The sequence below is a fragment of the Desertivirga brevis genome, assembly GCF_017355835.1.
This window is the reverse complement of record NZ_JAFEWF010000001.1, coordinates 704,850-731,336: the sequence shown is the minus strand read 5'-3', so window position 1 is coordinate 731,336 and position 26,487 is coordinate 704,850. Positions and strand designations below refer to the sequence as shown.

The 26,487-nt window shown below is 42.9% G+C and carries 28 protein-coding genes; 22 read left to right on the top strand and 6 right to left on the bottom strand.

Annotated features, from left to right (window positions below; genetic code table 11):
* Positions 1–118: 118 nt before the first annotated feature.
* From J4N25_RS03190 to J4N25_RS03180, 3 genes are read right to left on the bottom strand one after another with little or no spacing between them, the layout of a single operon-like run.
* On the bottom strand, positions 119–268 hold the full coding sequence (locus J4N25_RS03190) for a hypothetical protein (protein ID WP_207420698.1): 150 nt from the start codon (positions 266–268) through the stop codon (positions 119–121).
* 13 nt (positions 269–281) lie between these two features.
* Positions 282–1,760: a zinc-binding dehydrogenase gene (locus J4N25_RS03185; RefSeq protein ID WP_207420696.1), complete on the bottom strand. Its 1,479-nt coding sequence runs from the start codon at positions 1,758–1,760 to the stop codon at positions 282–284.
* A 46-nt stretch (positions 1,761–1,806) separates the two neighbouring features.
* Positions 1,807–2,814, bottom strand: a complete 1,008-nt coding sequence (locus tag J4N25_RS03180) for an SDR family oxidoreductase (protein ID WP_207420694.1) — start codon at positions 2,812–2,814, stop codon at positions 1,807–1,809.
* A 141-nt stretch (positions 2,815–2,955) separates the two neighbouring features.
* On the opposite strand from J4N25_RS03180, the gene J4N25_RS03175 reads away from it, so the two are divergent.
* From J4N25_RS03175 to J4N25_RS03165, 3 genes are all read left to right on the top strand, one after another.
* Complete coding sequence (locus J4N25_RS03175; protein ID WP_207420692.1) at positions 2,956–3,132, top strand: hypothetical protein; 177 nt, start codon at positions 2,956–2,958, stop codon at positions 3,130–3,132.
* 23 nt (positions 3,133–3,155) lie between these two features.
* Positions 3,156–4,994: a thiamine pyrophosphate-requiring protein gene (locus J4N25_RS03170; protein WP_242695763.1), complete on the top strand. Its 1,839-nt coding sequence runs from the start codon at positions 3,156–3,158 to the stop codon at positions 4,992–4,994.
* A 66-nt stretch (positions 4,995–5,060) separates the two neighbouring features.
* Positions 5,061–5,963: a mechanosensitive ion channel family protein gene (locus tag J4N25_RS03165; RefSeq protein WP_207420690.1), complete on the top strand. Its 903-nt coding sequence runs from the start codon at positions 5,061–5,063 to the stop codon at positions 5,961–5,963.
* Here J4N25_RS03165 and J4N25_RS03160 read toward each other — a convergent pair.
* Together J4N25_RS03160 and J4N25_RS03155 are read right to left on the bottom strand one after the other, a co-directional pair.
* Positions 5,960–6,121, bottom strand: coding sequence for a hypothetical protein (locus J4N25_RS03160; RefSeq protein WP_207420688.1), 162 nt, complete (start codon positions 6,119–6,121; stop codon positions 5,960–5,962). The two genes, J4N25_RS03165 and J4N25_RS03160, sit on opposite strands and share 4 nt — an antisense overlap.
* Positions 6,122–6,163: 42 nt before the next feature.
* Positions 6,164–6,961: a glucose 1-dehydrogenase gene (locus J4N25_RS03155; RefSeq protein ID WP_207420686.1), complete on the bottom strand. Its 798-nt coding sequence runs from the start codon at positions 6,959–6,961 to the stop codon at positions 6,164–6,166.
* Between the two features lie 166 nt (positions 6,962–7,127).
* On the opposite strand from J4N25_RS03155, the gene J4N25_RS03150 reads away from it, so the two are divergent.
* The 9 genes from J4N25_RS03150 to J4N25_RS03110 all read left to right on the top strand — a co-directional run bounded on the left by J4N25_RS03150 (position 7,128) and on the right by J4N25_RS03110 (position 12,744).
* Positions 7,128–7,364: a hypothetical protein gene (locus tag J4N25_RS03150; RefSeq protein WP_207420684.1), complete on the top strand. Its 237-nt coding sequence runs from the start codon at positions 7,128–7,130 to the stop codon at positions 7,362–7,364.
* A 29-nt stretch (positions 7,365–7,393) separates the two neighbouring features.
* Positions 7,394–7,624, top strand: coding sequence for a hypothetical protein (locus J4N25_RS03145; RefSeq protein WP_207420683.1), 231 nt, complete (start codon positions 7,394–7,396; stop codon positions 7,622–7,624).
* Positions 7,625–7,672: 48 nt separating this feature from the next.
* Positions 7,673–8,008 (top strand): arsenosugar biosynthesis-associated peroxidase-like protein, encoded by a 336-nt coding sequence (locus tag J4N25_RS03140; protein WP_207420682.1) that lies wholly within the window; start codon positions 7,673–7,675, stop codon positions 8,006–8,008.
* 4 nt (positions 8,009–8,012) lie between these two features.
* Positions 8,013–9,050 (top strand): arsenosugar biosynthesis radical SAM (seleno)protein ArsS, encoded by a 1,038-nt coding sequence (gene arsS / locus J4N25_RS03135; protein ID WP_207420681.1) that lies wholly within the window; start codon positions 8,013–8,015, stop codon positions 9,048–9,050.
* Entirely contained in the window at positions 9,047–9,640 is a 594-nt protein-coding gene (locus tag J4N25_RS03130; RefSeq protein ID WP_207420680.1) for a TIGR04282 family arsenosugar biosynthesis glycosyltransferase, read from the top strand. Before arsS ends, J4N25_RS03130 begins: the two co-directional genes overlap by 4 nt.
* Entirely contained in the window at positions 9,637–10,335 is a 699-nt protein-coding gene (locus J4N25_RS03125) for a TIGR04283 family arsenosugar biosynthesis glycosyltransferase (RefSeq protein ID WP_207420679.1), read from the top strand. The genes J4N25_RS03130 and J4N25_RS03125 overlap by 4 nt, the downstream gene beginning before the upstream one ends.
* A gap of 155 nt (positions 10,336–10,490) precedes the next feature.
* The gene (locus J4N25_RS03120) at positions 10,491–10,871 is read left to right on the top strand and encodes a sensory rhodopsin transducer (protein WP_207420678.1); all 381 of its coding nucleotides are present in this window, start codon (positions 10,491–10,493) and stop codon (positions 10,869–10,871) included.
* A 14-nt stretch (positions 10,872–10,885) separates the two neighbouring features.
* The gene (locus J4N25_RS03115) at positions 10,886–11,953 is read left to right on the top strand and encodes an NAD(P)H-dependent oxidoreductase (RefSeq protein ID WP_207420677.1); all 1,068 of its coding nucleotides are present in this window, start codon (positions 10,886–10,888) and stop codon (positions 11,951–11,953) included.
* Entirely contained in the window at positions 11,953–12,744 is a 792-nt protein-coding gene (locus J4N25_RS03110) for a sterol desaturase family protein (RefSeq protein ID WP_207420676.1), read from the top strand. Before J4N25_RS03115 ends, J4N25_RS03110 begins: the two co-directional genes overlap by 1 nt.
* 75 nt (positions 12,745–12,819) lie before the next feature.
* On the opposite strand, the gene J4N25_RS03105 is transcribed toward J4N25_RS03110, so the two are convergent.
* Entirely contained in the window at positions 12,820–14,397 is a 1,578-nt protein-coding gene (locus tag J4N25_RS03105; RefSeq protein WP_207420675.1) for a sensor histidine kinase, read from the bottom strand.
* Positions 14,398–14,624: 227 nt separating this feature from the next.
* Here J4N25_RS03105 and J4N25_RS03100 point away from each other — a divergent pair, with 227 nt between their 5' ends.
* The 10 genes from J4N25_RS03100 (at position 14,625) to J4N25_RS03055 (ending at position 26,440) form a co-directional block, all read left to right on the top strand.
* A complete protein-coding gene (locus tag J4N25_RS03100; protein WP_207420674.1) occupies positions 14,625–15,497 on the top strand; it encodes a helix-turn-helix domain-containing protein in 873 nt (290 codons plus the stop codon).
* A 51-nt stretch (positions 15,498–15,548) separates the two neighbouring features.
* The gene (locus J4N25_RS03095) at positions 15,549–16,010 is read left to right on the top strand and encodes a DUF983 domain-containing protein (RefSeq protein ID WP_439648741.1); all 462 of its coding nucleotides are present in this window, start codon (positions 15,549–15,551) and stop codon (positions 16,008–16,010) included.
* Between the two features lie 249 nt (positions 16,011–16,259).
* Entirely contained in the window at positions 16,260–17,600 is a 1,341-nt protein-coding gene (locus tag J4N25_RS03090; protein ID WP_207420673.1) for a sigma-54-dependent transcriptional regulator, read from the top strand.
* Between the two features lie 265 nt (positions 17,601–17,865).
* On the top strand, positions 17,866–17,943 hold the full coding sequence (locus tag J4N25_RS27075) for a potassium-transporting ATPase subunit F (protein WP_207421610.1): 78 nt from the start codon (positions 17,866–17,868) through the stop codon (positions 17,941–17,943).
* A gap of 5 nt (positions 17,944–17,948) precedes the next feature.
* Positions 17,949–19,667: a potassium-transporting ATPase subunit KdpA gene (gene kdpA / locus J4N25_RS03080; protein ID WP_207420672.1), complete on the top strand. Its 1,719-nt coding sequence runs from the start codon at positions 17,949–17,951 to the stop codon at positions 19,665–19,667.
* A gap of 1 nt (position 19,668) precedes the next feature.
* The gene (kdpB, locus tag J4N25_RS03075; protein WP_207420671.1) at positions 19,669–21,711 is read left to right on the top strand and encodes a potassium-transporting ATPase subunit KdpB; all 2,043 of its coding nucleotides are present in this window, start codon (positions 19,669–19,671) and stop codon (positions 21,709–21,711) included.
* A 62-nt stretch (positions 21,712–21,773) separates the two neighbouring features.
* A complete protein-coding gene (gene kdpC, locus J4N25_RS03070; RefSeq protein WP_207420670.1) occupies positions 21,774–22,352 on the top strand; it encodes a potassium-transporting ATPase subunit KdpC in 579 nt (192 codons plus the stop codon).
* Positions 22,353–22,374: 22 nt separating this feature from the next.
* Complete coding sequence (locus J4N25_RS03065) at positions 22,375–23,442, top strand: porin (protein WP_207420669.1); 1,068 nt, start codon at positions 22,375–22,377, stop codon at positions 23,440–23,442.
* Between the two features lie 19 nt (positions 23,443–23,461).
* A complete protein-coding gene (locus tag J4N25_RS03060) occupies positions 23,462–24,589 on the top strand; it encodes a sensor protein KdpD (protein WP_207420668.1) in 1,128 nt (375 codons plus the stop codon).
* A 99-nt stretch (positions 24,590–24,688) separates the two neighbouring features.
* Entirely contained in the window at positions 24,689–26,440 is a 1,752-nt protein-coding gene (locus J4N25_RS03055) for a HAMP domain-containing sensor histidine kinase (protein ID WP_207420667.1), read from the top strand.
* Positions 26,441–26,487: the final 47 nt, after the last annotated feature.

The window sequence follows — 26,487 nt, the reverse complement described above, 5'->3', positions numbered from 1 at the left end:
AAATATTAAATGTTTATATTGTCTATAAGTACAAATACCTGGTAGTTGTTGTTTATTCTTATTTATAGTAACAAACAACACTACCAGGTATTTAACCAAAATCTACGGGCTGCTTACATTACTCCGCTTCGTCTTCGTCAGGAACGAGAGCTGTATCATCTTCCTCTCTTTCTACCTGTTCTGAATCGGGATCATTTGATTTTCCGGGTTTGGAGGGCGCAACGGCCGGAATCGTAATACCGGATTCTTCTTTGGTTGGTTGATTCATGATATTTTGGTTTTTACTTATTTCTCGTAGTTTTCGAAAGACCTGCTCCGGCTGCAACCACTAAAGCATCCTCTGCTAGTCCCAGTATAAAATCAGGGAGTTTAGTTCTTTTTGCTATGCGGGTTCGCAAATAGTACATACCGTAAGTAGCCAGAACTGCTGCGGCTCCTCCTAAAACTGCTCCCACATAAGTATTATGTTTCGTTTTTTTTGCAACAGCAGCAGACGAAATTGCTCCCGACATTGCTCTCATTCCAAGAGACAGGGGTTGAATTCGAGCTGGTGCGGCTGGCATTTTGTCTCCTAAAAACTCTGTGGCAGCCAGAGCTTTAAGCCCCATAGAAACAGCCGGACTTTGTAAGAATCGCAGGCGGCTGGAATGAAGCTGATTGCCTGCTATGTTCAAGAAGAGCTTCCGGGCAACTACCGGAGCGGAAAGGCTACGCATTCCGGCAATGAAACCAGTAGCCAGGATTTCGCGAACGTAGTTTTTGTCCTGGCGGTTTTGTTGCTGGTTCTGCAGATAGTTGTCTATAGCAGGACTGCCGTCATTCCTTATTTCTATGGCAACCTTTCCTGTCAGGCTCTCGTTTTCCATGAAGCGGTGAGCCTCTCTGATCTCTTCAAGAGGGAAGGTGTGTGCCACATAAGGTTTAAGTTGCCCTAATTCAACCAGATCCTTAATGATCATAAGGTCAGCTGTATTCGGTCTTTCTTTCACTATCTTCATGCGCCGCTCCAAAAGTACACTTATGGCTGCTTTTGCAGCTCCGGTAGTATCCTTGGCTCCGCCTCGTGTGGATACAAACAGGGCGTCAGGTGAAAGATTTGTTTCATAGTCGGCTATGGTATAATTGCCACTGCAATCGAATATAAGATCAAATACTTCGTTTGAGGAAACACGTTCCTTTTCATAGTTGATCACTTTATCACATCCTAAACTTTTAGCAAATTCAACATGGGCCTCGCTACATGTTCCTGTAACCTGGGCATCGAAGCTTTTTGCGATTTGCACAGCTGCCGTTCCAACTCCTCCGGTGCATCCCAAAATAAGGACTTTAGCTCCTTGTCTTATTTTACCATCATAAACTATTCCCTGGAATGCAGTAAGAGCAACCAATGGTAAAGAAGCAGCTTCAGTGAAACTGATATTTGAAGGTTTAAGAGCGGCGCAATCTTCATCAGCAACCAAAAGTTCCGAATAGGCGCCGCCTTTTGTTGCGTCGAGCTGGCCGAACACTTCATCGCCTGGTTTAAAGCGAGTGCTTTTGGATGCAATCACTGTTCCGCTAAAATCACTTCCGATAACTTGCCCGGAAGTAAAACCGGAAAGCATTTTTAATTTCCCCTGCCGCACCAAGGTGTCTACAGGATTAATGGATGAGGCCCTGTTCCTTACCAGGATCTCACCTTCTTTTATTTGCGGAACGGCAATCTCTTTTAGTTCGAATTGTTCCGCGTCTCCGTAATTTTCTAAAACTGCTGCTTTCATAGATTTTTTATTAGTGTGAACCGGCTAGATTGCCCGTAGTTCGCAATTATGGTTGCCCTCCGCCTCCTGCAGCACCATAGATCTGTCCGGTCGAATAGCTGGCATCGTTTGCTGCGAGCTGAACATAAATGGAACCTAATTCGGCGGGCTGACCTGGTCTTCCCAAAGGAGTATCTCCTCCGAAAGTTTTCAGTTTTTCTGCTGTGGCTCCACCGCTTACCTGCAAGGGGGTCCAGATAGGGCCTGGTGCAACACCATTTACGCGGATGCCTTTTTTACCCAATTGTTTTGCTAATGAACGGACGAAATTTGTTGTAGCTGCTTTCGTTATTGCATAATCATACAGTTCTCCCGGAGGGTTTTCGGCTACAACAGAGGTAGTAGCGATGATAGAGGAACCAGGCTTCAAATGCGGTATTGCTGCTTTGATGATCCAAAAGGGCGCATAAATATTGGTTTTCATCGTCCAGTCGAATTGCTCGGTTGAGATGTCCATGATGGACTCGTGAGTTTGTTGCCTGGCTGCGTTACTTACTACAATGTCCAGCCCACCCAATCCATTAACAGCGTCTGTTACCAGTTTTTTGCAGAAAGTTTCATCGCGCAGGTCTCCTGGGATTGCTACAGCTTTTCTGCCCTCCGCCTTAATCAGGGCAATCACTTCCTTCGCATCCGGCTCTTCGGCTGGAAGGTAATTTATAGCCACATCAGCTCCTTCGCGAGCATAGGCTATAGCAGCTGCCCGGCCAATTCCAGAGTCACCACCAGTGATCAGCGCTTTCCTGCCGGCAAGCCTTCCGGAACCTTTGTAGCTTTTCTCTCCATGATCCGGACGCGGGTTCATCTTGCCAGAGAGGCCGGGCCAGGGTTGAAACTCGGGATTGAACGGAGGTTTTGGATATTTGGTTGTTGGATCACTTAGATCTGGGGCCGCTGTGGGGCTAAAAAAAGTTGTTCCTGATGATCCAAAGGCCGGGGTAACAGCTGCTGCTGCTAAACCGGCGCCAAGGCCGCCAATAACCTGGCGACGGGTCATTTTTTTATCTTCATTCATAGGTAGTTGAACGTATTAGTGTTCGATCTATTAACTGAAGTTTGCTGGCTTGGTTTATGAAAAAGAATATTTAGTGCCTGGTTATTAATAAGTAGTGAAAAACAAATTGTTGCCTCCGGTGTCAATTTTAAAAAAGAAATTATGAAACTTACAGACCCGGATGACAAAGATTCCCTTATTGGAGGGGATGCCCTAAGCGATGAAAATAGTTCTATTCCAAAAGCGGACGAATCATTGATCGACGACTCGCCCTTAAATAATGAGGGCGGCGAGGAACAGGGAGATACGACTCAAACTATTCCTCCTCCGGCAGATTAATAAAATACCCTTTTTCCATTTAATTGAAACTTTTCAAGGATTTCACCCTTGAAAGTCCAATAGATTATCAACCAGAACGAATTATGAATGTCAGCGATTTTATGATGCAACGCCTCGAGGAATGGGGTGTGAAGCGCATCTTCGGTTATCCTGGAGACGGAATTAACGGGATCCTTGGCGCTTTAAATAGGGCAGAAGATAAGATCAGGTTTATCCAGACAAGGCATGAGGAGATGGCTGCATTTATGGCCTGCGCTCATTCTAAATTCACCGATGAGGTTGGGGTATGCCTGGCCACTTCTGGTCCGGGGGCAATCCATTTACTTAACGGTCTTTACGATGCAAAATTAGATCATCAATCGGTCGTTGCTATTATCGGGCAGCAAAAGCGTACCTCGATGGGCAGTAATTACCAGCAGGAGGTTGACCTGCTTACCCTATTTAAAGATGTTGCCTCGGAATATGTGCAGATGATCACCGATCCGGCACAGGCAAGGCAAGTGATCGACAGGGCTTTTCGGATAGCTAAGGCTGAACGAACGGTTACTGCCGTAATTATTCCTAATGATGTTCAGGAGGAAAAGGCTGTTGAAGAGCCACCAAGAAAACACGGAAATGTATTTACCGGTGTCGGGCATTCAAAAGCTCACCTTATTCCATCTGAGAAGGAATTGAAACAGGCTGCTGCCATATTAAATGAGGGGCAGAAAGTGGCTATCCTTGTAGGAGCAGGAGCTTTTAGTGCTGTAGATGAAGTAAAACAAATTGCAGAGATACTTGGGGCTGGTGTAGCTAAAGCACTGCTGGGCAAAGCGGTATTGCCTGATGATCTTCCTTATGTAACGGGAGCTATCGGACTTTTAGGAACGAAACCAAGCTGGGAAATGATGGAAGGCTGCGATACCCTGCTGATGATCGGAAGTAGCTTTCCTTATTCTGAATACTTACCCGAGCCTGGTAAAGCGCGCGGGGTGCAGATAGATATAGACGGGAGGATGTTAAGTTTGCGGTACCCTATGGAAGTTAATCTTTTAGGTGACAGCAAAAGCACTTTACAGGCCTTGATCCCTCTGTTGAAGCAAAAAGAGGACCGGGCATGGAGGGAAAGCCTTGAACAGCACATAAAGGAATGGTGGAAGACGGTAGATGACCGCGCCATGCAAACTGCCGACCCTATCAATCCTCAAAGGGTGTTGCAGGAATTGTCACCCCGACTTCCTGATCAATGTATCATTACAGCTGATTCAGGTACCTCTGCCTTTTGGTATGCCCGGAACCTTAAAATAAGGGAAGGAATGCTTGCCTCACTTTCTGGAACGCTTGCAACGATGTGCCCTGCTGTTCCCTATGCTCTTGCGGCAAAATTTGCTTATCCATCACGTATTCCCATTGCTATAGTGGGAGATGGAGCCATGCAGATGCTTGGAATGAACGAGTTGATCACCATATCAAAATATTGGAAGGAGTGGGCGGATCCCCGAATGTTGATCATTGTATTGAACAACCGGGACTTGAACATGGTTACCTGGGAGCAGCGGATGCTGGCAGGCGAGCCTAAGTTTGAAGCTTCACAGGATATACCTGATGTGCCTTATGGGGAATTTGCGAAGTTACTTGGGTTGAAAGGACTACGCGTATCCAATCCAGATGAGATTGGTCCTGCTTTGGATGAGCTACTGGCTGCTGATCGTCCAGCCGTCCTGGATGTTATTGTTGATCCTAATGTACCGATCGTTCCCGCTCACGTAGATATGAGTCAGCTGGCAATGTTCAACAAAGCCTTATTGAAAGGAGATCCGGATAGTGCTGCTATTATCAGGCAAACGATCAAGGAAGTGATGCAGGGAGGCGTGGCGAAATAGGATATGAGGGGATCTTCTTTCGTAAAATAAGATAAACTGCTGAAGGGTTTGCTTGTTGATGGAGGAATGGATATTGACAAGGCCTATGAACTAATAAATGCGAAACTCCTCCTCTGGCTTCGGGAGTTTGTTCGTCTCCTGCCGAATTTGGCTATTGCAGCTTTGGTATTGGTATTGGGAATTTACCTTGCGCGCATTGCAAGAAATATTACTACTGTAGTATCTAAACGAATAATCCATCACCAGGTACTTAACTCTCTTTTTGCCAATTTTGTACACGTCCTTGGAATTGGTATTACTATATTTATTGTCCTAAGCATCCTTAATCTTGATAAGGCCGTTACATCACTTCTGGCTGGGGCTGGAATTGTTGGCCTTGCTCTTGCATTTGCTTTCCAGGACATTGCTGCCAACTTTGTAGCCGGTATTGTGATGTCTTTTACCCGGCCCATTGAAATAGGGGATTTGGTGAAGGTAAAAGACTATATGGGAACAGTAGAGTCAATACGTTTAAGAGATAGTATAATAAGGACTTTTCAGGGGCAGACCGTCTACATTCCCAATAAGGAAATTTTTCAAAACCCTATTGAGAACTTCACGAAGTTTAAGAAGAGGAGACTTGATCTGCTTGTTGGTGTGTCTTATGGAGATGACTTAGAAAAGGTAAAAAAAGTTGCTTTAGCTGCCGTTCAAAGTGTTTCCCATCGCTCTGAAAAAGATCCGGTTGAGCTTTTTTATGAAGAGTTCTCAGATAGTTCAATAAATTTTAGCTTACGGATCTGGCTGAATTCAACCCAGCAACCAGTTTATCTTGAAGCCAGGAGCCAGGCCGTGATGTTCATCAAAACTGCTTTTGACGCTAATAACATCACAATTCCTTTCCCGATACGGACTTTAGATTTCGGTATCAAGGGAGGGGAAAAACTTTCTGATACTTTCTTAAATATAAAGAGCGATACTAACGACTAATCAGGGGTGCCATCCTTAACTTCCACCTGATCTTGTTCAACACTATCTGCTCTTTCGCTCGGGGCTTCTTTACTGGCCTCAGCCCGATTGCTGTTATTACATGATTGATGGCCTAATAGGATTAGAAGAGAATAAATAATAATCCATCTTTTATTCATAACCTATCTCTAATATTTTTGCTTTTTAAAGGCCTATTCCCACTAACCATTGTCTACAAAACCCGGATACAAGGTCATTCCGCCGTCTACATAAATGGTGGTGCCGGTAATATAATCGCTTTCCGGAGATGCTAACCATACTGCAACCTTAGCAATGTCTTCGGGCAAACCAATGCGTTTATAAGGGATCAGTTTCATCAGCTCTTTCATTTTCTCTTCATCCTTCCACACTTCGTCGTTTATGTCTGTTGCAATTGCTCCAGGAGAGATGCCATTTATCCTGATCTTTTTTGGTGCAACCTCCAAGGCCAATGATTTCATGAGCATTAAGATACCGCCTTTAGAGGAGGCATAGTTAACGTGCCCGGCCCAGGGAATAATATCGTGCACAGAACTGATAAAAATGATATTTCCGATGGCTTTATCATCAGGACTTGCTTGTTTTTTTGCTTCGAAAAGCTGTATTGCTTCCCGTGCGCAAAGGAACTGTCCGGTGAGGTTCGTATTGATCACCTTATTCCATTGATCAAGTGTCATACTTGAAAAGTCACTGTCTTTTTGTATTCCGGCATTATTTATCAAAACATCAAGAGTGCCGTATTCACTGGTAGCTTTCTCGAACATGCTAATCACCTCATCCTCTTTTCCAACATCTGCCTTGTGAATAAAGCCTTTGCCACCACCTTCAATGATCTTCTCTAAAGTACTTGTTGCACCTTCTTCATCACTATGGTAATTTACCACAACGTTAGCGCCTTGCTTGCCGAATGCTATGGCAATTCCCTGACCAATGCCAGAACTGGCTCCCGTTACTATTACAGTTTGATTATTTGTTTTCATAGACCTAACTTGAGGTATGTGTTATTATAGTTGTTAACAGTTAACTATTGGCAATAGGTTTTGTTCTTGTCAAGATTATCCTCTAATCTCCGTTAAAAGCGGGATGAATCGAAAAAGTGATATTCAGAAAGGCTAAACAAAATTTGACAGGGGTAGTTTCCATTCTATGGATCGTTTTGAAGTTACTACTGATATTGAAGGAAATGGTGAAGCTGTTCGTTTAAGTATTGAGCATCCTGATGAGAGCTTCACCGTGAGCTCTGAAGGAGAGATGCTGGCCTCCATTTTAAATAATGGAGATAATACATGGCAATTAGTTGAGGGCAATCTTTCTCAGGAGGCTGTTAACGTAATTGGCAGCGAAATCGAAAAGTATTATAACAACTTAAATCCGCTCGCCTAAAACTCTTGGGGGCATAATTAGAAAAGTCTATGTATACACCTGAAGAAAAATCATTTATAACTAAAGGGGAACCGATTGATCCAGAACCTATCCCTGGAGAACCAAATGTTCCGGAATCTGAGGAGGTAGAAAGCCCGGATAACAATAAGGAGCTGCTGCCAGAGGATGATGATTTTGATGCAGATTACGGAGATCTGGATGGCGCTCAGGAAAATGACATTTTGCCGCATTTGGGTCAGCAGAAAGAAAATCTGGAATAATCAAATTCTCGCCTGGAAACACTGGCATCTGTTAATTGTTGAGAAGTAATGGAAAACAATTATTACAATTCGGAAGATCTGAAAAAATTCCCTAATGTGGGCGAGTTTCAAAAAGAGCTGGCGGACAAGTTCTTTAGTTATTATGGAGAGGTTTTTAAAGACTCTGCTTTAAGCGCGCGAGAAAAGTCCCTGATCGCTTTAGCTGTTGCCCATACTGTGCAATGCCCTTATTGTATTGATGCTTATAGCAGCGACGCTTACGAAAAAGGCTGGAGCGAGGCGCAGATGATGGAGGCCGTCCATGTTGCAACTGCGATCAGGGGAGGTTCATCATTGGTACATAGCGTGCAAATGATGAATAAAGTGAAAGAAATTGCCATGTAATGATATGAAATCCCTTAAAGCACAGGGTAATACTTTGGCTGAACCATATGCTCAGCTCGAATTTCTTGAGGAATCTGGTATTTGCACTCCTTTCCAACAGAAACTGGAGGAGATGAATATGCTGCCCTTGAACCCCAAAGAGCTGGAGATTTTCCAGGTGAATATAGGTAAGATGTGCAACCAGGTTTGCAAACACTGTCATGTTGATGCTGGTCCCGACAGGAAAGAGATCATGACTGAAGACACTATGCTGCAGTGTCTTGATGCAATCAAGTTAAATCCATCCATTGGAATTGTGGATATTACTGGCGGAGCACCTGAAATGAATCCTTCTTTCAGATGGTTCGTTAAGGAATTGAACAAGCTAGGAAAGCATATTATCGTACGATGCAACCTCACTATCATTGTGGCTAATAAGAAATACAATGATCTCCCTGAATTCTTCAAAGAACATGGTGTTGAAATTGTTTCTTCCCTGCCTTTTTACACCCAGGAGCGCACCGATAGGCAGAGGGGAAATGGGGTATTTGAGGATAGTATAAGGGCTTTGAAAATGCTTAATGCTGTTGGTTATGGAATGGAGGGTAGTAGTCTAATCCTTAACCTTGTATATAATCCAGCTGGAGCATTTCTTCCTCCTTCTCAGAATGCACTGGAGAATGAATACAAGCAAGCTCTAAGGGAACAATTTGCTATTGAATTTAATAATCTTTTTGTGATCACTAATATTCCTGTCAGCCGGTATCTGGATTACCTTATTAGCAGTGGCAATTACGAGAAGTACATGGAGAGGTTGCGCGCTGCTTTTAATCCTTCCGCTGTTTATAATGTGATGTGCCGTAATACCATCTCGGTTAGCTGGGACGGTTTTTTGTACGATTGCGACTTCAACCAAATGCTTGATCTGAGGATAAGATCAGCAGCCCAGCATATTAGTGAGTTTAATACGGAAGTTTTGAACAATAGGGAGATTGTGATCGGTCAGCATTGTTATGGTTGTACTGCAGGTGCAGGATCGAGTTGCGGAGGAGCAACTGTATGATGGATAAGGCAGTAATTGTTTTTGTGAAGAACCTGCAGATGGGGAAGGTTAAAACCCGGTTAGCTGCAACATTGGGTAATGATGAAGCCCTTCGCATTTATAAGTTCCTGATTGATCATACCTACAAGACAGTCAGTAGAGTAAGTGCTAATACTTTTGTTTTTTATTCAACATTGATTGAGGAAAAAGACACACATTTGTTCGAGAAGCGCCTGCAGTCGGGGCCCGACCTAGGAGTCAAGATGAAGAATGCTTTCCGGCATATGTTTGACTCGGGATACGAGCGCGTTGTAATTATCGGTAGTGATTGTCCTGAAATCACTCCTGATATAATAGAACAGGCGTTTGATGCACTTAAAGGTAGCGATGTAGTCGTTGGACCAGCCGTGGATGGAGGATACTATTTGCTGGGGATGGGTGCACTGCATGAGGAGCTTTTTGAGCAGGTAGAATGGAGCACGAATTCTGTCTTTGAAACCACTATTAAGATCATCAGGCAGCAAGGGCTTTCCTATAGCTTGTTACCTGAACTGAGGGATATTGATGAGGAGCAGGACTGGCAGATGTATCAATCGGGCTTTATAATATGATCAGTATTATCATTCCTGCTTATAATGAAGAGGAATGCCTGGGAGAGAACATAAGTTCCCTGCTTAGTGACGCCAGGAAGGTAACTGCTGTGGAGGTGATTGTAAGCGATGGCGGAAGCACTGACCGTACAGTTGAATTGGCGGAACAAGCTGGTGCTACGGTAGTTATAAGTCCTAAAAAGGGGCGGTCTGCCCAAATGAACTTTGGGGCGAGTTTCGCGAAGGGTAAGATCCTGTATTTTCTTCATGCCGATACCCGCGCCCCAGCCGGTTTCTCAAAAGATATTCTTCATGCTTTTTGCAAGGGACATACATCAGGGTGTTTTATGCTCCAATTCGATCACTCACACTGGTTCCTGAGGCTCAATTGCTGGTTTACACGCTTCGATTTCAATTACTTCCGGTTCGGCGACCAGAGCCTCTTTGTGTCGAGAGGGTTATTTGAAAAGAGCGGTGGGTTTCGGGAGGATCATATAGTAATGGAAGATCAGGAAATTATCAAACGTATCCGCAAACTTTCAGCTTTCACTATTATAAAAAAGCCTGTCTTAACCTCTGCCCGGAAGTATCTTGAAAATGGTATCTACAAAACCCAGGGCATTTTCTTTTTGATATTCCTGATGTATCAAATAGGGTTCTCTCAGCAAACGCTGGTGAGGACCTACCGACGGTTGATCAGGCAGGATAAGGTTTAAGATTATAAACTTTAGTTCGATAATTAAAGGGATAGTGGAAGCCGCCCGGTCTTTTTAAAAAACAATTCATGACCCTCTAAGTTAGAATTGAAATTATCTGACGTAGATGGAAACTCAAGATCCGGGAGACCATAAGCAGAATAAATATTTTTGACATGAGTAATACTATTGGAAAGCGATACTGGGCTATTGCAGAAGGTTATATCCCTGATGGTAGTAACGGACCTGCGCCGGAGATGACAAGCCATGAAACGGCATGTATATTAAATGCTAGCGATCAGGACGCCAGTATTTCTATCACGTTATATTTTTCTGACCGGGAACCCGTTGGGCCTTACCAGGTCACTGTACCTGCCAGAAGAACAAAACATATCCGTTTTAATGATCTTACAGACCCTGAACCTGTGCCCAGAGCTACAGAATATTCAAGTGTTTTTTCATCAGATGTTCCTGTCGTGATCCAACACAGTCGACTGGACAGCCGGCAAAGTGAAAATGCGCTAATGACCACAATTGCATATTCTGGTAACCAGTAAGTATATGAAAACCTATGAAGCCGGATGATAAAAATGCTGCTCTTCCAAAAGAAGAAAGACCTTTTCGTGTACTGATCATTAGTGGCTCCCAGCGGAGGCAATACAACTGCCCTGGGGTGGATAGCAAATCTCGAATGTTAATGATGCGTATGGCTGAAATGCTGCCTCAGGAATGGGAGATCGACTATGAGGATCTGGGGAATGTTTACAACCGCGAGCGCATTCAAAGCTGTAATGCCTGTGTTTCTACTTCGATGGCTTTATGCGTTTGGCCCTGTAACTGCTACCGGAAGGACGATAAAAAGGAACCCGACCTGATGTGGAACCTCGACCTTTATTCACGGCTTGATATGGCTGATGCCTGGGCAATTATTGGCCCTATAAACTGGTACGCTCCTACGAGTAATCTTAAGCTAATGTTCGATCGACTGGTATGTATGAATGGAGGAAATCCGGACGAGCAAACCATCGATCATAAGGACGCAGAAAAGGCTATGCTCTTAGAACATTCAATTGAATGGCAAGAAATGAGTGTAAATCACCTGGAGGGACGCTCGGCGGCTTTTTTCTGTTATGGAGACCTGGGAGGAGATGAAATTGCAGAAGACGGTCGTCCTGAAATCTTACAGCATAAGCACTATTTTAATCCCGAAGCAGAGCCTTTTGAAAATGAGAGGGAGGCTTACGCTCCGCTGGTTTGGCAATGCCGCTATGGAGGAATTGAAGTCCCTGATCATCTATGGCAGTATGCCCTATTTGGTAAAGGAAAGAAGTACAGTGAAACCCAGGCCGAGAACATGGTTTATAATGACCAGGTGATGCAACAGTTTGATAGCTGGGTAAAGGAGTTTGCTGCCTTCGTGCAATTAAAAGGGAAGGTGCAACCTGGTAAATACAGGGCTTATGGGTATAACCCGCCTTCTCATTTCTGGAAAGAGGTCAAGTTAGGTTGGAAATACTTTAGAATGATGATCGGTAAGCCGGTACGCAATTCATCACCCTGGTACCAGGAAAAGTATAAACTGAACAAAGACGCTACACTTCATCCCAAGAAAGGAGAAGGAAAAAAAATTAGGGAATAATGGGTGTTATCAGGAGGAATTTCGATTACATCGGAAGCCCGGTACTGGCTGGCTTGTTTGCTGTTTTATTTGTTCTTGAGAGTAAATTTCAGTTGCGCCGACGGGTACAGAACAGATGGAAGCGTGTGAAGGTTAACGCACAGGTGGCAGTTCCCTCATTTGCTCTCCTGCGTTTTATTTTCCTACCCTTAATGGTTAAACTGGCGAGCCGGAACCAGCACATATGTACCAGGCTTGGTTATTTTCTTCCATCGCATTTGCTCAGACAAATACTCGCCTTCTTTTTTTTGGATTATACCAACTATCTATGGCATATACTTAACCATAAAATACCTCTGTTATGGCGTTTTCATTTGGTGCACCATATTGATAAGGATCTTGATCTAACTACTGCTTTCCGTTTTCATTTCGGCGAGTTGATCGGTTCGATATTCTACCGGGGTGCTTTCACCTACCTTTCAGGTGCTACACCACTTACGGTTATTATTTATGAAATTGCTTTTGAAGCAGCAACCGAATTCCATCACAGCAATACCCGTTTGCCTCTGCAATTGGAACAAACGCTAAACAAGGTGATGGTGACACCAAGGATGCATGGTATTCATCACTCGGTTAACAAATGCGAAACCAACTCTAATTTCTCGGTTATTTTTTCTTTTTGGGACAGGCTTCATGGCACCTTAAATTTGAACGTTAATCAGGATGATCTGATTATTGGTGTGGCTGAATATCCAGGTGCAGACAAATTCAAAGCTTCTGAACTGTTGATGATGCCGTTGATGAAAGGGTAGGAACAATTAAAATTGATCGATATCAGCTTTCTTACTATTCAAATTTCGGTATTTTGGAATGGCAAAGTAGGAAACTTATATAGGGATCGTAAACCAGAACGTTGTTCCTTGTCCGATCTTGCTCTCTACGCCTATTTCGCCATCATGCTGTTTTACAATTTCTGAGGATATAAATAGACCCAGTCCCATCCCAGATTCGTGGCTTCCCGGATCTGCTCTGTAATAACGATCGAATATTTTGGCAATTCTTTCTTTTGGGATACCTTTCCCTTTATCAGAAACAGAAACTTTGGCCTTATCTTCGATTCGTTCTATTTTTACAATAATTTCGTCTGATTCGGGGGCGTATTTAACAGCATTGGTTACAAAATTAACCAAGACCTGTTCAATCCTTACAGCATCGCCGTAGACCTCAAGTTCAAGGTCCCCTTCAATTCTTAAGGCTTGCTGACCTATATTATTGATATGATGACAACAATTATCGATAACATCGGAAAACTTAAAAACTGATTTCTTAATGGCTAGTTGGCCTTTTTCGATCCTGGAAACATCCAACAAGTCTCTGATCAGGTTCGATAGTTTACTTACGCTTCCAATGGACTTCGAAATTAGCTTTTCAATAGTTGCAGATTGAGGGTTGGCCTTATAAAGACGCTCAATTAGTTGTAATGATGCCTGAATACTGGTTATAGGAGTTTTTAGTTCGTGACTGGCAACATTAAAAAATACGTCTTTCTTGGTGTTCAGCCCAGTAACTTCCTCAAATAATTTAGCATGATCTAAGGCGATGGCAGCTTGGGAGGCCACCCCTGATACCAGATCTTCGCTTTCTTTGCTGAATACTCCTTTTCTTTTATGCCCAAACAGTAAACATCCGTGTATTTCCGCTGATTGCGAAACAATAGGTACCGACATATAACTAGCTACTGGCAAATGACCTTTAGGCATCCCATAATGTGGAGCGGACTTTCCATATCTTGGGTCTTGAGTAACATCTTCTATGCGAAGTATTTTTGCCTCAACCATGGAGGGATGAAAAATTGATGTATGTTTTGGCATCCCCAGGTTTTCAAAGAAGCTTTTGTCGGCACCTGAAAGGGTGTAAAGCATCATTGCTTCTCCCTGTTCATTAACGGTGTTATAGAAAAAGGCTCCAAACTCAGCTCCTGACAACTCTGTTGTTACATCTGTAACTCTTTGCAATATAACCTGTAGATCGAGGTTTTCAGCTACAAATTGGTTGGTAGCAAGTATAAGCTCTAAATTTTTTGCTTGTCTGACTTTGTCTGATATATCGTGTATCTGGGCTAGTCTTGCTTCGTTTCCTAAATATCCGATTGGAAAAGACACTACCTGAACATTTCTAATATCCCCATTTTTTGTTCTATGAATAGTTTCTACCTGGATATTTTCCTGGTTATGGATCTTCGGTAATAAATCCTTGAACTTGTCATGCTCCTGTTCAATTCGGATACTGGAAACGGTTTGTTTTTTCATTTCCTCCAGGGAGTATCCATAGAAGTTTAAGGCTGCAGAATTAGCTTCTATTATTTGTAATCCGGCCGATCTGTAAATTATCATGGGCAAAGGATTGCTGTAAAATAGAACTTCGAAATTGGTTCCCTGTATGTCTATTGCTTTTCCGTGTTTCAATTTACCTGGGACTATTCAATAATAAGTAAAAGTGATTTTGGACCTGGCCCTAACTAGTTAGCTTGATGTAATTGTAACATCCATTACAATGAATTGTTTACCCAATGAGGGAAAGCTCGTCATGCGGCAAGCCAAAAAAGATGGATTTTCTTTGTAATCTTTGAAAAATACCATTAGTCCGGTAAAACATACCATAGCTTTCCTCCATTTCCAAGTACCTTTGCTGTATGAGAAATGAGATTCCTATTTACGATATAAGCAGCCTCGCAGGTTTTCGTAAGGAAGATATCATGGTCAGCAAATTTGGTCCTTATTCAAAGACGCACCAGCATTTACATTATCCTCATCGTCACAGCTTTTACCATGTAGTACTATTTACGGAGGGAGCAGGGGCCCACTCTATAGATTTTGAAAGCTTTGAAGTGAGACCATGGCAGATCTATTTCATGATACCCGGACAGGTCCATAGCTGGAGTTTTGCCGGACCGGTAGACGGTTATGTGGTAAATTTTTCGAGTACTTATTTCCAGTCTTTTCTATTACTAACGGAGTACCTGCAGAGGTTCAGCTTCTTCAATGGGGTTGTAAAAGATTCAGTATTGCAGGTGCCCGAAGATTGTCAAAGTGCGATAAAAGGAATATTTGAGGAATTACTTATAACAGGAACCCAAAATAAGCGCTTTAGCGATGATTATATAAAAGTCCTTTTGCTGAAGCTTTTCATCATGCTTTCAGATCTGCTGGTGGAGAAATCAGAAGAGTATGTATCATCATACAACTACACCTTACTTAGAAACTTCCAGCAGTTGATTGAACGAAACTATACTTTGATAAGGTTACCGAAGGAATATGCAGAGCTCCTTTACATCACACCTAATCATCTTAATGCGCTGTGTAATGATCTTTTGGGAATGGCGGCAGGTGAGGTGATTCGAAACAGGGTGATTTTGGAAGCAAAACGTCTGCTCGTGAACCTCGAACTTTCTATAACTGAAATTTCGACGCAGTTGAACTTCAACGACAACTCCTATTTTACCAAGTTCTTCAAAAAGTACGTGGGAGTGACGCCAGAGGAATTCAGAAAGAAAACTTTGAAGTGAGCTTTGTAAAGCAAAGATTACGAGTTGAAATTGGATTATAAAAATTGGAACATGAGAACATTAGAGATTAACAAGAATGAACTTAACGATATGAACAAAGTGGAATATAAAGTGCCTGGTGTGTTTGCTGCTGCAGTACAGGCCAAGTGCCCAAGGTGCAGAAGAGGAGATATGTTTGCCGGACCAATGTACGGGTTGAAGCTACAGAAGATGCATATAAGCTGCCCTCATTGTGACCTGAGGTTTGAGCGGGAGCCCGGATACTTCTATGTTTCGATGTTCGTAAGTTATGCAATGAACGTAGCCGAGATGATTTCAATTGCTGTTGCAACGTACGTAATTACTGGTAACCTGGAGAACATGTGGCTTTATTTCGCAACAATATTTCCTGCAGTATTTATTTTATCTCCCTTCAATTACCGTTACTCAAGGGTTGCTCTGTTGTACTGGCTTACTCCGGGACTTCATTATAATCCGGAAATGAGTAAGGATGATCCAAATGGAAGGACTTAATAACTACTACTTGATTCTGAATAGAGTATTTCTCATATTTTAAGGTCTGTCCACAATCCCGCCTAAAGGAGCGTTTCCAGTGCTATGTAATATTTCTTTTTTCGCTTATGGTGCGTACGTTTAAAAAATTTTGCTCTGCAACTCTTACAGACGGGTTGTGATTATAATTGGCTAGCACAATTCTTTCAGCATTTGTATGATGATAAGAGATTATTCTTCAATTTTGGCCAGGAATTAGCAGTCTTGGTGATGAAGCAAGAAAATATAGTCCTCGTGATCGATGACGAGAAAAAATTGAATGACCTGCTTTCGAGGATCATTCGCTACGAAGGTTATACCGTTTTCCAGGCTTTTACTGCAAAAGAAGGTTTAAAGATCCTTGGCCAGGAGGAAGTGAACGTGGTGATCAGTGATGTGAAGCTCCCCGATATTAATGGTGTAGATCTGGTGAAACAAATCAAGGAAAAATGGCCTTACACGGAAGTCATCAGTCTTACGGCCTATGGAACTATCCCAGACAGTGTTACGGCAATGAAGAATGGAGCCTTCGATTATATCACCAAAGGCGATGATAACAAAAAAATTATCCCCTTACTACATAAGGCCATAGAGAAGTCTAAACTACAGAAAAGGGTATTCGACCTTGAAAAAGAAGTTCACAAGAAGTACAGCTTTGATAGTATTATTGGCAATTCACCCCAGATAAAAGATACGATCGTACTTGCGAAAAAGGTAGCAGATACAGATACAACCGTGCTGCTGTTGGGTGAAACGGGTACAGGAAAAGAAGTGTTCGCACAAGCGATCCATCATGAAAGTCCCCGTAAAATGAACCGCTTCGTGGCGTTGAATTGCAGTGGTTTTAGTTCTGAACTGCTGGAAAGCGAATTGTTTGGCTATAAATCCGGAGCCTTTACTGGCGCTTCTAAAGACAAAAAGGGTTTACTGGAAGAAGCATCGGGCGGGACTTTGTTCCTGGATGAAATAGGGGAGATGAACCTCGACCTCCAGGCAAAATTGCTTCGCGTACTGGAAACCCAGACCTTTATAAAATTAGGCGATACGCAAACCTCTAAAGTGGATGTGCGATTAATTGCAGCCACCAACCGTAACCTCGAACTGGAGTCGCACCAGGGTAAGTTCAGATTGGATCTTTACTACAGGCTTTCTGTGTTTTCTATTTCCCTGCCTTCGCTATCTGGTAGGAAAGGAGATATTGAACTACTGGCAAATCATTACCTTAAAGAGTTTTGCTTAAAAATGAATAAACCTCAGCTGGAATTGGCTCAGGATTTTATTGAAGCCCTTAAGCGACATTCCTGGAAGGGGAATATCAGAGAACTGCGAAACGTGATTGAGCGGGTGGTGATCCTTGCCGACAACCCTGTTCTGAATGCCTCCCTGCTACCATACGAGTTTCATCAGGAAATTACGGAAGGGGATAGTATGAATATGCAGGTAATGGAGAAACAGCATATCCGCAAGGTGCTGAATTACACTCATGGAAACAAAACGGAAGCTTCCCGGCTACTGGGTATTGGTTTGTCTACCCTTTATCGCAAATTGGAGGAGTACGGAATGGCCCTTTAAAGCCTGATATTATTACTTACCATATCATTTCAATAAAAAACCTTCCCATTTTGGGAGGGTTTTTTATTGCCCTAAATCTTTAGAATAAATTATTCGTCTGTTATTCAGCTTCTTGTAGGTAGTTTCCTGTCAGGGGCATGCCTATAGCTAAGGACATATCAAAAATAACTTTTGATATGTTAACAGTAATCCTATTACTCTCCATTCTGCTACTCTGCAGGATATGTTTTAAATCAATTGACTGGCTAGAAAGAATCTGAAACTTATGATCGCACTATTCATCATTTCAATCGCGGTACTTATTTATATGATCTATGTACTGCTTAAACCCGAAAAATTCTAATTGCTATGAACACTGAGATTAACGGAATAATAGCTACTTACCTCCTTACGGTGATCATTGCCTTTCCTCTGGGAAGGTACCTGGCAAAAGTCTTTGCCGGTGAAAAAGTATGGACAGATTTTCTGTGTCCTCTTGAATCTGTCATTTATAAATTGTCGGGCATCAACCCTAAACAACAGATGAACTGGAAGCAGCATTTGAAAGCTTTGCTTACCATTAATTCTGTATGGCTTATTTATGGTTTCTTCATATTGCTTTATCAGGATAAACTCCCGCTTAATCCGGATGGAAATCCTGGTATGACACCCGACCTTTCTTTTAATACCATTATCAGCTTTGTGGTGAACTGTAATTTGCAGCACTATTCGGGCGAGACGGGAGTAAGCTATCTAACGCAGCATTTTGTCTTGATGTTCCTGCAGTTTACAAGTGCTGCAACGGGAATTGCCTCTGCTTTGGTACTTTTCAAAGCCTTCAGAGAAAAGAGCACAACGCAGCTAGGAAACTTCTGGGAATTCTTTCTGAAATCTATTACCCGCCTATTACTTCCTTTATCGCTTACCGTCGCTTTAATCCTTGCTTTTAATGGTACGCCGGCAAGTTATGAAAGTAAAGATCGGATTGTTTCTATTGAAGGTGATACGGTAGATGTTTCGCGGGGACCGGCAGCGCAGTTTGTGGCCGTAAAACACCTTGGAACCAATGGGGGAGGTTTTTTCGGGGCTAATTCAACTCATCCTCTAGAGAATCCCAATTACCTAACCAATATGGTGGAAGCTATTTCCCAAATGATCATTCCGATGGCCATGATCATCGCTTTTGGTTACTTCATTAGGAAGAAAAAACTTGCCTATACTATATATGCTGTAATGACACTGGGAATGTTAATGCTACTTATTCCTTCGATCGTAAGTGAAACTGCTGGTAATCCCGCTATAGCGGCATTGGGTGTTGATCAGGACCATGGAGCCATGGAAGGAAAGGAAGTGCGTTTTGGCGCGGTGGCAACAGCTTACTGGAGCACTATCACTACAATTGTTTCTACAGGCTCTGTAAATGGTATGCATGATAGTACTATGCCTTTAACCGGACTATGGCAATTACTGGGTATGATGATCAACGCGTTCTTTGGGGGCTGCGGCGTTGGTATCTTAAATTATTTTATTTACCTCATCATCGCCGTTTTCATCTCCGGCTTAATGGTAGGGAGGACGCCTGAATTCCTTGGCCATAAGGTAGAAGCGAGGGAGATGAAGATCGCTGCGTTGGTTACATTACTAAGTCCCTTCCTTATTATGGCAGGAACTGCTCTGGCGAGCTTTGTTTTTGTTTCCTACCCTGACGCAGACTGGGCAGTTAAACCGGCTAACTGGCTCAACAATCCCGGATTTCATGGTTTTTCGGAGATGCTCTATGAGGTTACTTCAGCTAATGCGAATAACGGATCGGGCTTTGAAGGATTAGGCGATAACAACATATTTTGGAATGTTGTAACAGGAGTGATCCTTTTCTTAGGTCGCTTTCTGCCAATCATTGGTCCCGTTGCTATTGCTGGCTTACTAGGTCAGAAGAAATATATTCCCGAATCGGCCGGCACGCTCAAGGTTGATACGATCACTTTCAGCATAATGACCCTTGCCGTTATTCTGGTCTTAAATGCCCTTTCTTATTTCCCTGCCTTAGCACTTGGTCCTATTGCAGAATACTTTACCCTGATTAAATAATATGAGAACTCAATCTAATAAATTATTCGAGCCTGTACTTGTTACTGCAGCGCTGAAACAATCCTTCATAAAGCTTGATCCCCGCGTGATGATAAAGAACCCGGTGATGTTCACCGTAGAGATCGGTACTTTAATCATGGCTTTTGTTTCGGCTTATTCCATCAACCATAAGGATCAGGGCTCATTTAGCTATAATCTTATCATCTTCCTTATCCTGTTAGTTACCTTGCTTTTTGCAAATTTTGCGGAAGCTATAGCCGAAGCAAGGGGAAAAGCTCAGGCAGACAGTCTTCGCAAAACACGTGAGGAAACGCCGGCTAAGGTAATCTCGGCAAGCGGAATGATCGAGACTTGTTCCTCTAATTCTTTAAAGAAAGACGATGTTTTTGTATGTGAAGCTGGAGACATCATACCAACCGACGGCGAGATCATTGAAGGTATTGCTACTATTGATGAATCGGCCATTACAGGGGAATCAGCTCCGGTGATCAGGGAGTCGGGTGGTGATAAATCATCTGTAACAGGCGGAACCAAGGTTCTTTCAGACCAGATAAAAGTACGCGTAACTACGCAAGCGGGAGAAAGCTTTCTGGATAAAATGATTGCTTTGGTTGAAGGAGCAAGCAGGCAGAAGACCCCAAATGAAATTGCTTTGACCATCCTTTTAGCCAGCTTTACCATTATCTTTATCATTGTATGCGTAACGCTGAAACCCTTTGCGGATTACGCCAATACTCCGATCACGATCGCTGCGCTGATCTCTCTCTTTGTTTGTCTTATCCCTACTACCATCGGAGGCCTACTGTCTGCTATTGGTATCGCAGGCATGGACAGGGCTTTGCGTGCAAATGTGATCACAAAATCTGGAAAAGCAGTAGAAACAGCAGGTGACGTGGACACTCTCTTACTAGACAAAACCGGTACTATTACTATCGGGAACCGGAAGGCAACCAATTTCTATCCGGCAGAGGGAATAGCGAAAGATCATTTCATCCGTTGTAGTCTCCTTGCCTCTATATCCGATGAAACGCCCGAGGGAAAATCCATTGTTGACCTGGCAAAAACTGAAATCCCATCTATTGCTTCCGGAATAATCACCAATGTCACAATTGCAGAGTTCGTGAACTTTACTGCGGAAACCCGTTCGAGCGGGGTGAACCTGAAAGACGGCACGCAATTACGTAAGGGAGCATTTGATTCAATAAAGATTATTGCCGTTAAGGCAGGACATAATTTTCCAGCGGATACTGAAGAGCGTGTGCGTGCTATCTCATCGAACGGAGGAACGCCGCTGGTAGTGGCAGAAAATGGGAAAGTATTAGGAGTAATCGAACTACAGGACATCATTAAGCCGGGCATTAGCGAGCGGTTTGAACGACTACGCAAGATGGGCGTAAAAACGGTAATGGTAACGGGAGATAATCCTTTGACCGCAAAATACATTGCCGAAAAAGCAGGAGTAGATGATTTTATCGCTGAGGCTAAGCCTGAAGACAAGATGAATTACATCCGGCAGGAGCAGTCGAACGGAAAACTGGTTGCAATGATGGGTGACGGCACCAATGATGCACCTGCACTTGCCCAGGCAGATGTTGGTGTTGCGATGAACAGTGGCACTCAGGCTGCAAAAGAAGCAGGAAATATGGTCGACCTGGACAATGATCCGACGAAGCTGATCGAGATCGTGGAGATAGGTAAACAGCTGCTGATCACGAGAGGAACACTCACTACTTTTTCTATAGCAAATGACGTTGCGAAGTACTTTGCTATTGTTCCGGCTCTTTTTATCGCTTCCATTCCTGCATTACAGGGATTAAATATTATGCGGCTTCATAGTCCCGAAAGTGCAATCCTTTCAGCCGTGATCTTTAACGCCATCATCATCCCAATACTGATCCCGCTTGCACTGAAAGGGGTTGCGTACAAGCCTATAGGTGCAAGTGCTTTGCTTAGACGAAACCTGCTTATATATGGTTTAGGAGGTGTTATAGCACCGTTTATAGGGATCAAATTTATTGATTTATTAGTTGGTATTTTCTTCTAAACACATCTTATAATTATCAGCTATCAGCCACGAGCCATCACATCTCATAACTCATATCTCACATGAAATCGTATATTTTTCAATCCATACGCCTCACATTAGTACTCCTTGTACTATTATGTGTTATTTATCCTGTATCTGTTGCCTTTGTTGCTAAATTTTCAAAAGGGGCCGGCAAGGGCGAGCAGTCTTTTTTAAATGGTAAAGTTGTTGGATACAACGCTGTCGGCCAAAGTTTCTCAGACCCGCGTTATTTCTGGGGACGACCTTCAGCTATATCTTATAATGCAGCTGGCTCTGCAGGATCAAATAGGGGTCCCTCTAATCCTGATTATTTAAAGGAGGTGAAATCAAGGTTGGATACGCTGCTCAAATATCATCCTTATGCCGAACGAAAAGATATTCCTGCCGACCTGGTTACAGCTTCTGGAAGTGGCCTTGATCCTAATATTTCTGTTGAAGCAGCAGACCTGCAGGTAAGACGTGTAGCAGAGCTGCGGGGATTTTCACAGAGCCAGATCCAGGAGCTGGTAATTGAAAACACTGAAACTCCGCTTCTAGGCTTTTTAGGTCCCAGGAAGGTCAATGTCCTTCAGCTGAATATTGCTCTTGATCAAATTAGCATATCCCATGAAAATTAGCTTTAAAATCAGGAAACGGAACATGAAATATATCATTACCTCAGCATTTGCATTGCTCAGCATTTTTGCATATGCGCAGGAAGAAAATCCATTTAAAGTATCCGGTTATGTAGAAAGCTATTATTCTTATGATTTTAACCAGCCGGCAGATAATAACAAACCGGGCTTTGTATACTCTCATAACCGTCACAACGAGGTTAATCTTAATCTGGGTTTCATCAAAGCTGCTTATGAGGATGTCAGGGTGCGAGCAAACCTTGCGCTTATGACGGGAACTTATGCTAACGCGAACTTGGCTGCAGAGCCGGGCGTTCTTAGGAGTATTTTTGAGGCAAATGCTGGTATAAAACTGTTAAACCAGTCAAACCTCTGGCTGGAAGCAGGAACATTTGCCTCTCATATAGGCTTTGAAAGTGCAGTTTCTAAAGATTGCTGGGCCTTAACCCGTAATATAAGTTCTGAAAATACCCCTTACTACGAGGCTGGTGCAAAGCTTACTTATGTTACTGATAATAATCAGTTGTCTATTAGTGTCTTATATCTTAATGGCTGGCAACGAATATTAAGAGCGGAAGGTAATAGCAGGCCTGCGGTTGGTGTTCAAGTTACAGTTAAGGCCAACGATCGTATTGCTTTAAATTACAGCAATTACCTTGGTCAGGAAGGAGTGGACAGTATTGGTGTGACGAGGTTTTACAATAACATTTATGGGGTGTGGCAAGTGCATCCTAAAGTTGGTTTAACTGCCGGATTTGATCTTGGATTTCAGCAAAAGGAAAAGAACAGTAAATCGTATGCCGAGGTGATCTCACCCGTAGTTATTGTCCGGGGTCAACTTCATCCTAAACTATTTATGGCAGGACGATATGAATATTACCGTGACAAATCAAATGTATTTATACAAACCATTAATGCTGTCCCCTTTAAAACATCAGGATATTCCCTGAACATTGATTATGTTCCAGTTAACCGTGCAATTCTCCGGCTGGAGGGTAAGTTTTACCGGAGTAAAGAGGGGATCTTCGCTCGTGATGCAGTGTTAAGCAGGAATAACGTAAGCATGACTACCAGCATCGCGGTTTCTTTTTAAATGTAGAGGAAGTAGATAGATGAGCGAAGATAAACAAGGTTCAGTTAAAAATTTTTTGGAGCTGGTTAAAAGGTCCAGACGGGGAAAGCTGAAAGTCTACATCGGGATGAGTGCAGGTGTAGGGAAGACTTACCGTATGCTTCAGGAAGCACATGCCTTGTTGGCAAATGGTATTAATGTAAAGATAGGCTATATTGAAACACACAACCGGAAAGAAACCCATGCCTTGCTTGAAGGCTTGCAGATCATTCCCCGTTACCGCTCCTTTTATCGAGGAAAGGAAGTGGAAGAGATGGATCTGCAAGCTCTGCTAAGTGTTCATCCGGAGGTTGTGATTGTTGACGAGCTGGCGCATTCCAATATTGAAGGAAGCAAAAATACAAAGCGGTGGCAGGACGTGGTTGATATTCTTGATGCTGGTATCAGCGTGATATCGGCGGTAAACATTCAGCATTTGGAAAGTCTGAATGAAGAAGCGGAGCAGATTTCCGGCGTCCAAATCCGCGAAAGGATCCCGGATAGGATACTGGAAATGGCTGATGAAATTGTAAATATCGACCTGACAGCCGACGAGTTGATACAGCGGTTACGGGAGGGTAAGATCTACGATAAGAGCAAGATTGACCTGGCTTTGCAGAACTTTTTCAGAGGCGAGAAGATACTGCAGTTACGGGAGCTTGCCTTGCGGGAAGTTGCACATCACCTGGAAAGGAAGATTGATATGGAGGTTCCAAAACAGATCAAGCTACGTTCTGAACGTTTCCTGGCTTGTATATCCTCAAATGCTGAAACTGCTACAGTGGTGATAAGGAAAACAGCCCGGTTAGCTTCGTACTATCGTTCGCCCTGGATTGTGTTGTATGTACAAAGCAGTACAGAAGAGTTGGATAAGATCAAGCTGGACAAACAGCGGCATCTGATCAACAATTTTAGGCTGGCTACCCAATTAGGTGCCGAAGTAATTAAAGTAAAAAGTGATCATATTACCCAAACTATTATGGAAATTGCGCAGGAAAAAGAAATAACGACGATTTGTTTAGGTAAGCCACATTGCAACTTCTTCCAGCTGATTTTGAAAACAAATGTATTCAGGCAATTATTACAAAAGATTTCAGCAGTAGAAATAGATTTGGTTATCCTTTCTTAAAGTTGCTCAACCTTTGTTCACACATATGAAAAAATGTCATTCTTTTACATGCCTTGCAGTCTGGAAACATCCAGGTTCTCACCTATGTAAATCAGTATTATGAAAATCCGGACTAAATTGAATGTTGGCTTCGGAGTTCTTTTTGCGGTAGTGCTCTTCTTTGGCGGCATGTGCCTGTATCATATTAAAAGAATTTCTGAGAGTGCCGAGGTTATCCTTGAAGATAATTATGAAAGCTTGAATTATTCACGGAGCATGCGAGGCTTGCTGGATAAAAGCGATAAGCTCAGTGCGGGAGACGCCTTGCTATTTGAGGAGGCCTTGCAATCTGAAGAGAATAATGTCACAGAAAAAGGGGAGCGGGAACGGGTAGTTTTGGTAAGGCAATTATTTGAACGCTTTAAAACTACCTCAACGAACAAAGGGGATCTGGAGCGTCAGATAAGGGCGAATTTGCAGGGGATTGACGACATCAATATGGCTGCTATAGTAAGAAAAAACGATGTAGCTAAGTCATCTATTGAGGAAACAGTAATGCTTTTGCAGTTTGTTGGGGCATTCACTTTTTTGGTACTGTTTTCCTTCTCGGTGAATTTTCCTGGATATGTGGCTAATCCGTTAAGGCAACTAATGGTGGGTATCCGCGAGATCAGTAATAAGAATTATGGACAGCGGCTGAGGTTTGATTCGAACGATGAGTTTGCAGAACTGGGCTCTGCCTTCAATGATATGGCGAGTAAGCTAAGTCAATGGGAAAATAGTAACCTCGCGACAATTAGGTCAGAGAAAATGCGGATAGAGGCGATCATCGAAAAGATGCAGGATGCCATTATTGGTTTGGATGAGAAGGATAATATACTTTTTATTAATGCTGTGGCTGAGCAATTGCTTAATTTGAAATCAGATGAGATTTCGTCTAAAAATGCGGCCGAAGTTTCTGGCACGAACGACCTGTTTAATTACGTCTTAAAGAACAAGAAAAGTGATAAAACGCTCAAGATCTTTGCAAATGGAAAAGAGTCGTTCTTTCAGTTAGACACCATAGATATCAGCGTACCTTATCTGGACAATATGGAGGATAAAGGAATAGTAACCACTGGTCGCTCAGCGGGAAGTGTTTTTATTTTGCGCAATATCACTCAATTTAAGGAACTGGACCAAGCCAAAACTCATTTTATTGCTACTGTTTCCCACGAACTTAAAACACCTATCAGCTCCATTTTAATGAGCCTTGATATTCTCGCAGCGGGTCATGTGGGGCAGCTTAATGAAGATCAGATGGAATTGGTGAAGAATGTAGAGGAAGATAGCAACCGTTTGTTGAAGATCACAGGCGAGCTGCTCGATCTTTCGCAGGCAGAATCGGGAAATATTCAATTGAAATTAGCTCCTGCTAACCCGAATGAAATTGTACAATATGCTATTGAAGCAGTTAAATTTCAGGCAGAACAAAAAGGCATAAGGCTGGAAGTGATCAGCAGGCAAAAAAATCCCTTGGTGAATGCGGATATAGAGAAGTCGGCCTGGGTGCTTATTAATTTCCTTTCAAATGCACTAAGGTACAGTGCTGAAAAATCGAGGGTGGTGGTTCAGGTGATGCCTGCGGGAGATTTTGTTGAGTTCACTGTCCGGGATTTCGGCAAGGGGATTGAGCTGCAATATCAGAAGAAGCTGTTCGACCGGTATTTTCAGGTACCTACTGATGGTTCCGGGAAATCAGGCACCGGATTGGGTCTGGCAATTTCGAAGGACTTCATAGAGGCACAAAAGGGAGAAATTTTTGTAGAGAGCGAGCTTGGAGCGGGAAGTAAGTTCGGTTTCAGGTTGCGAGTACAAGATGCTTTGCTTTAAAAAGTCCGTCATGAAATTTATAGAAAAAATTTCCTTAAGAAGCTGAT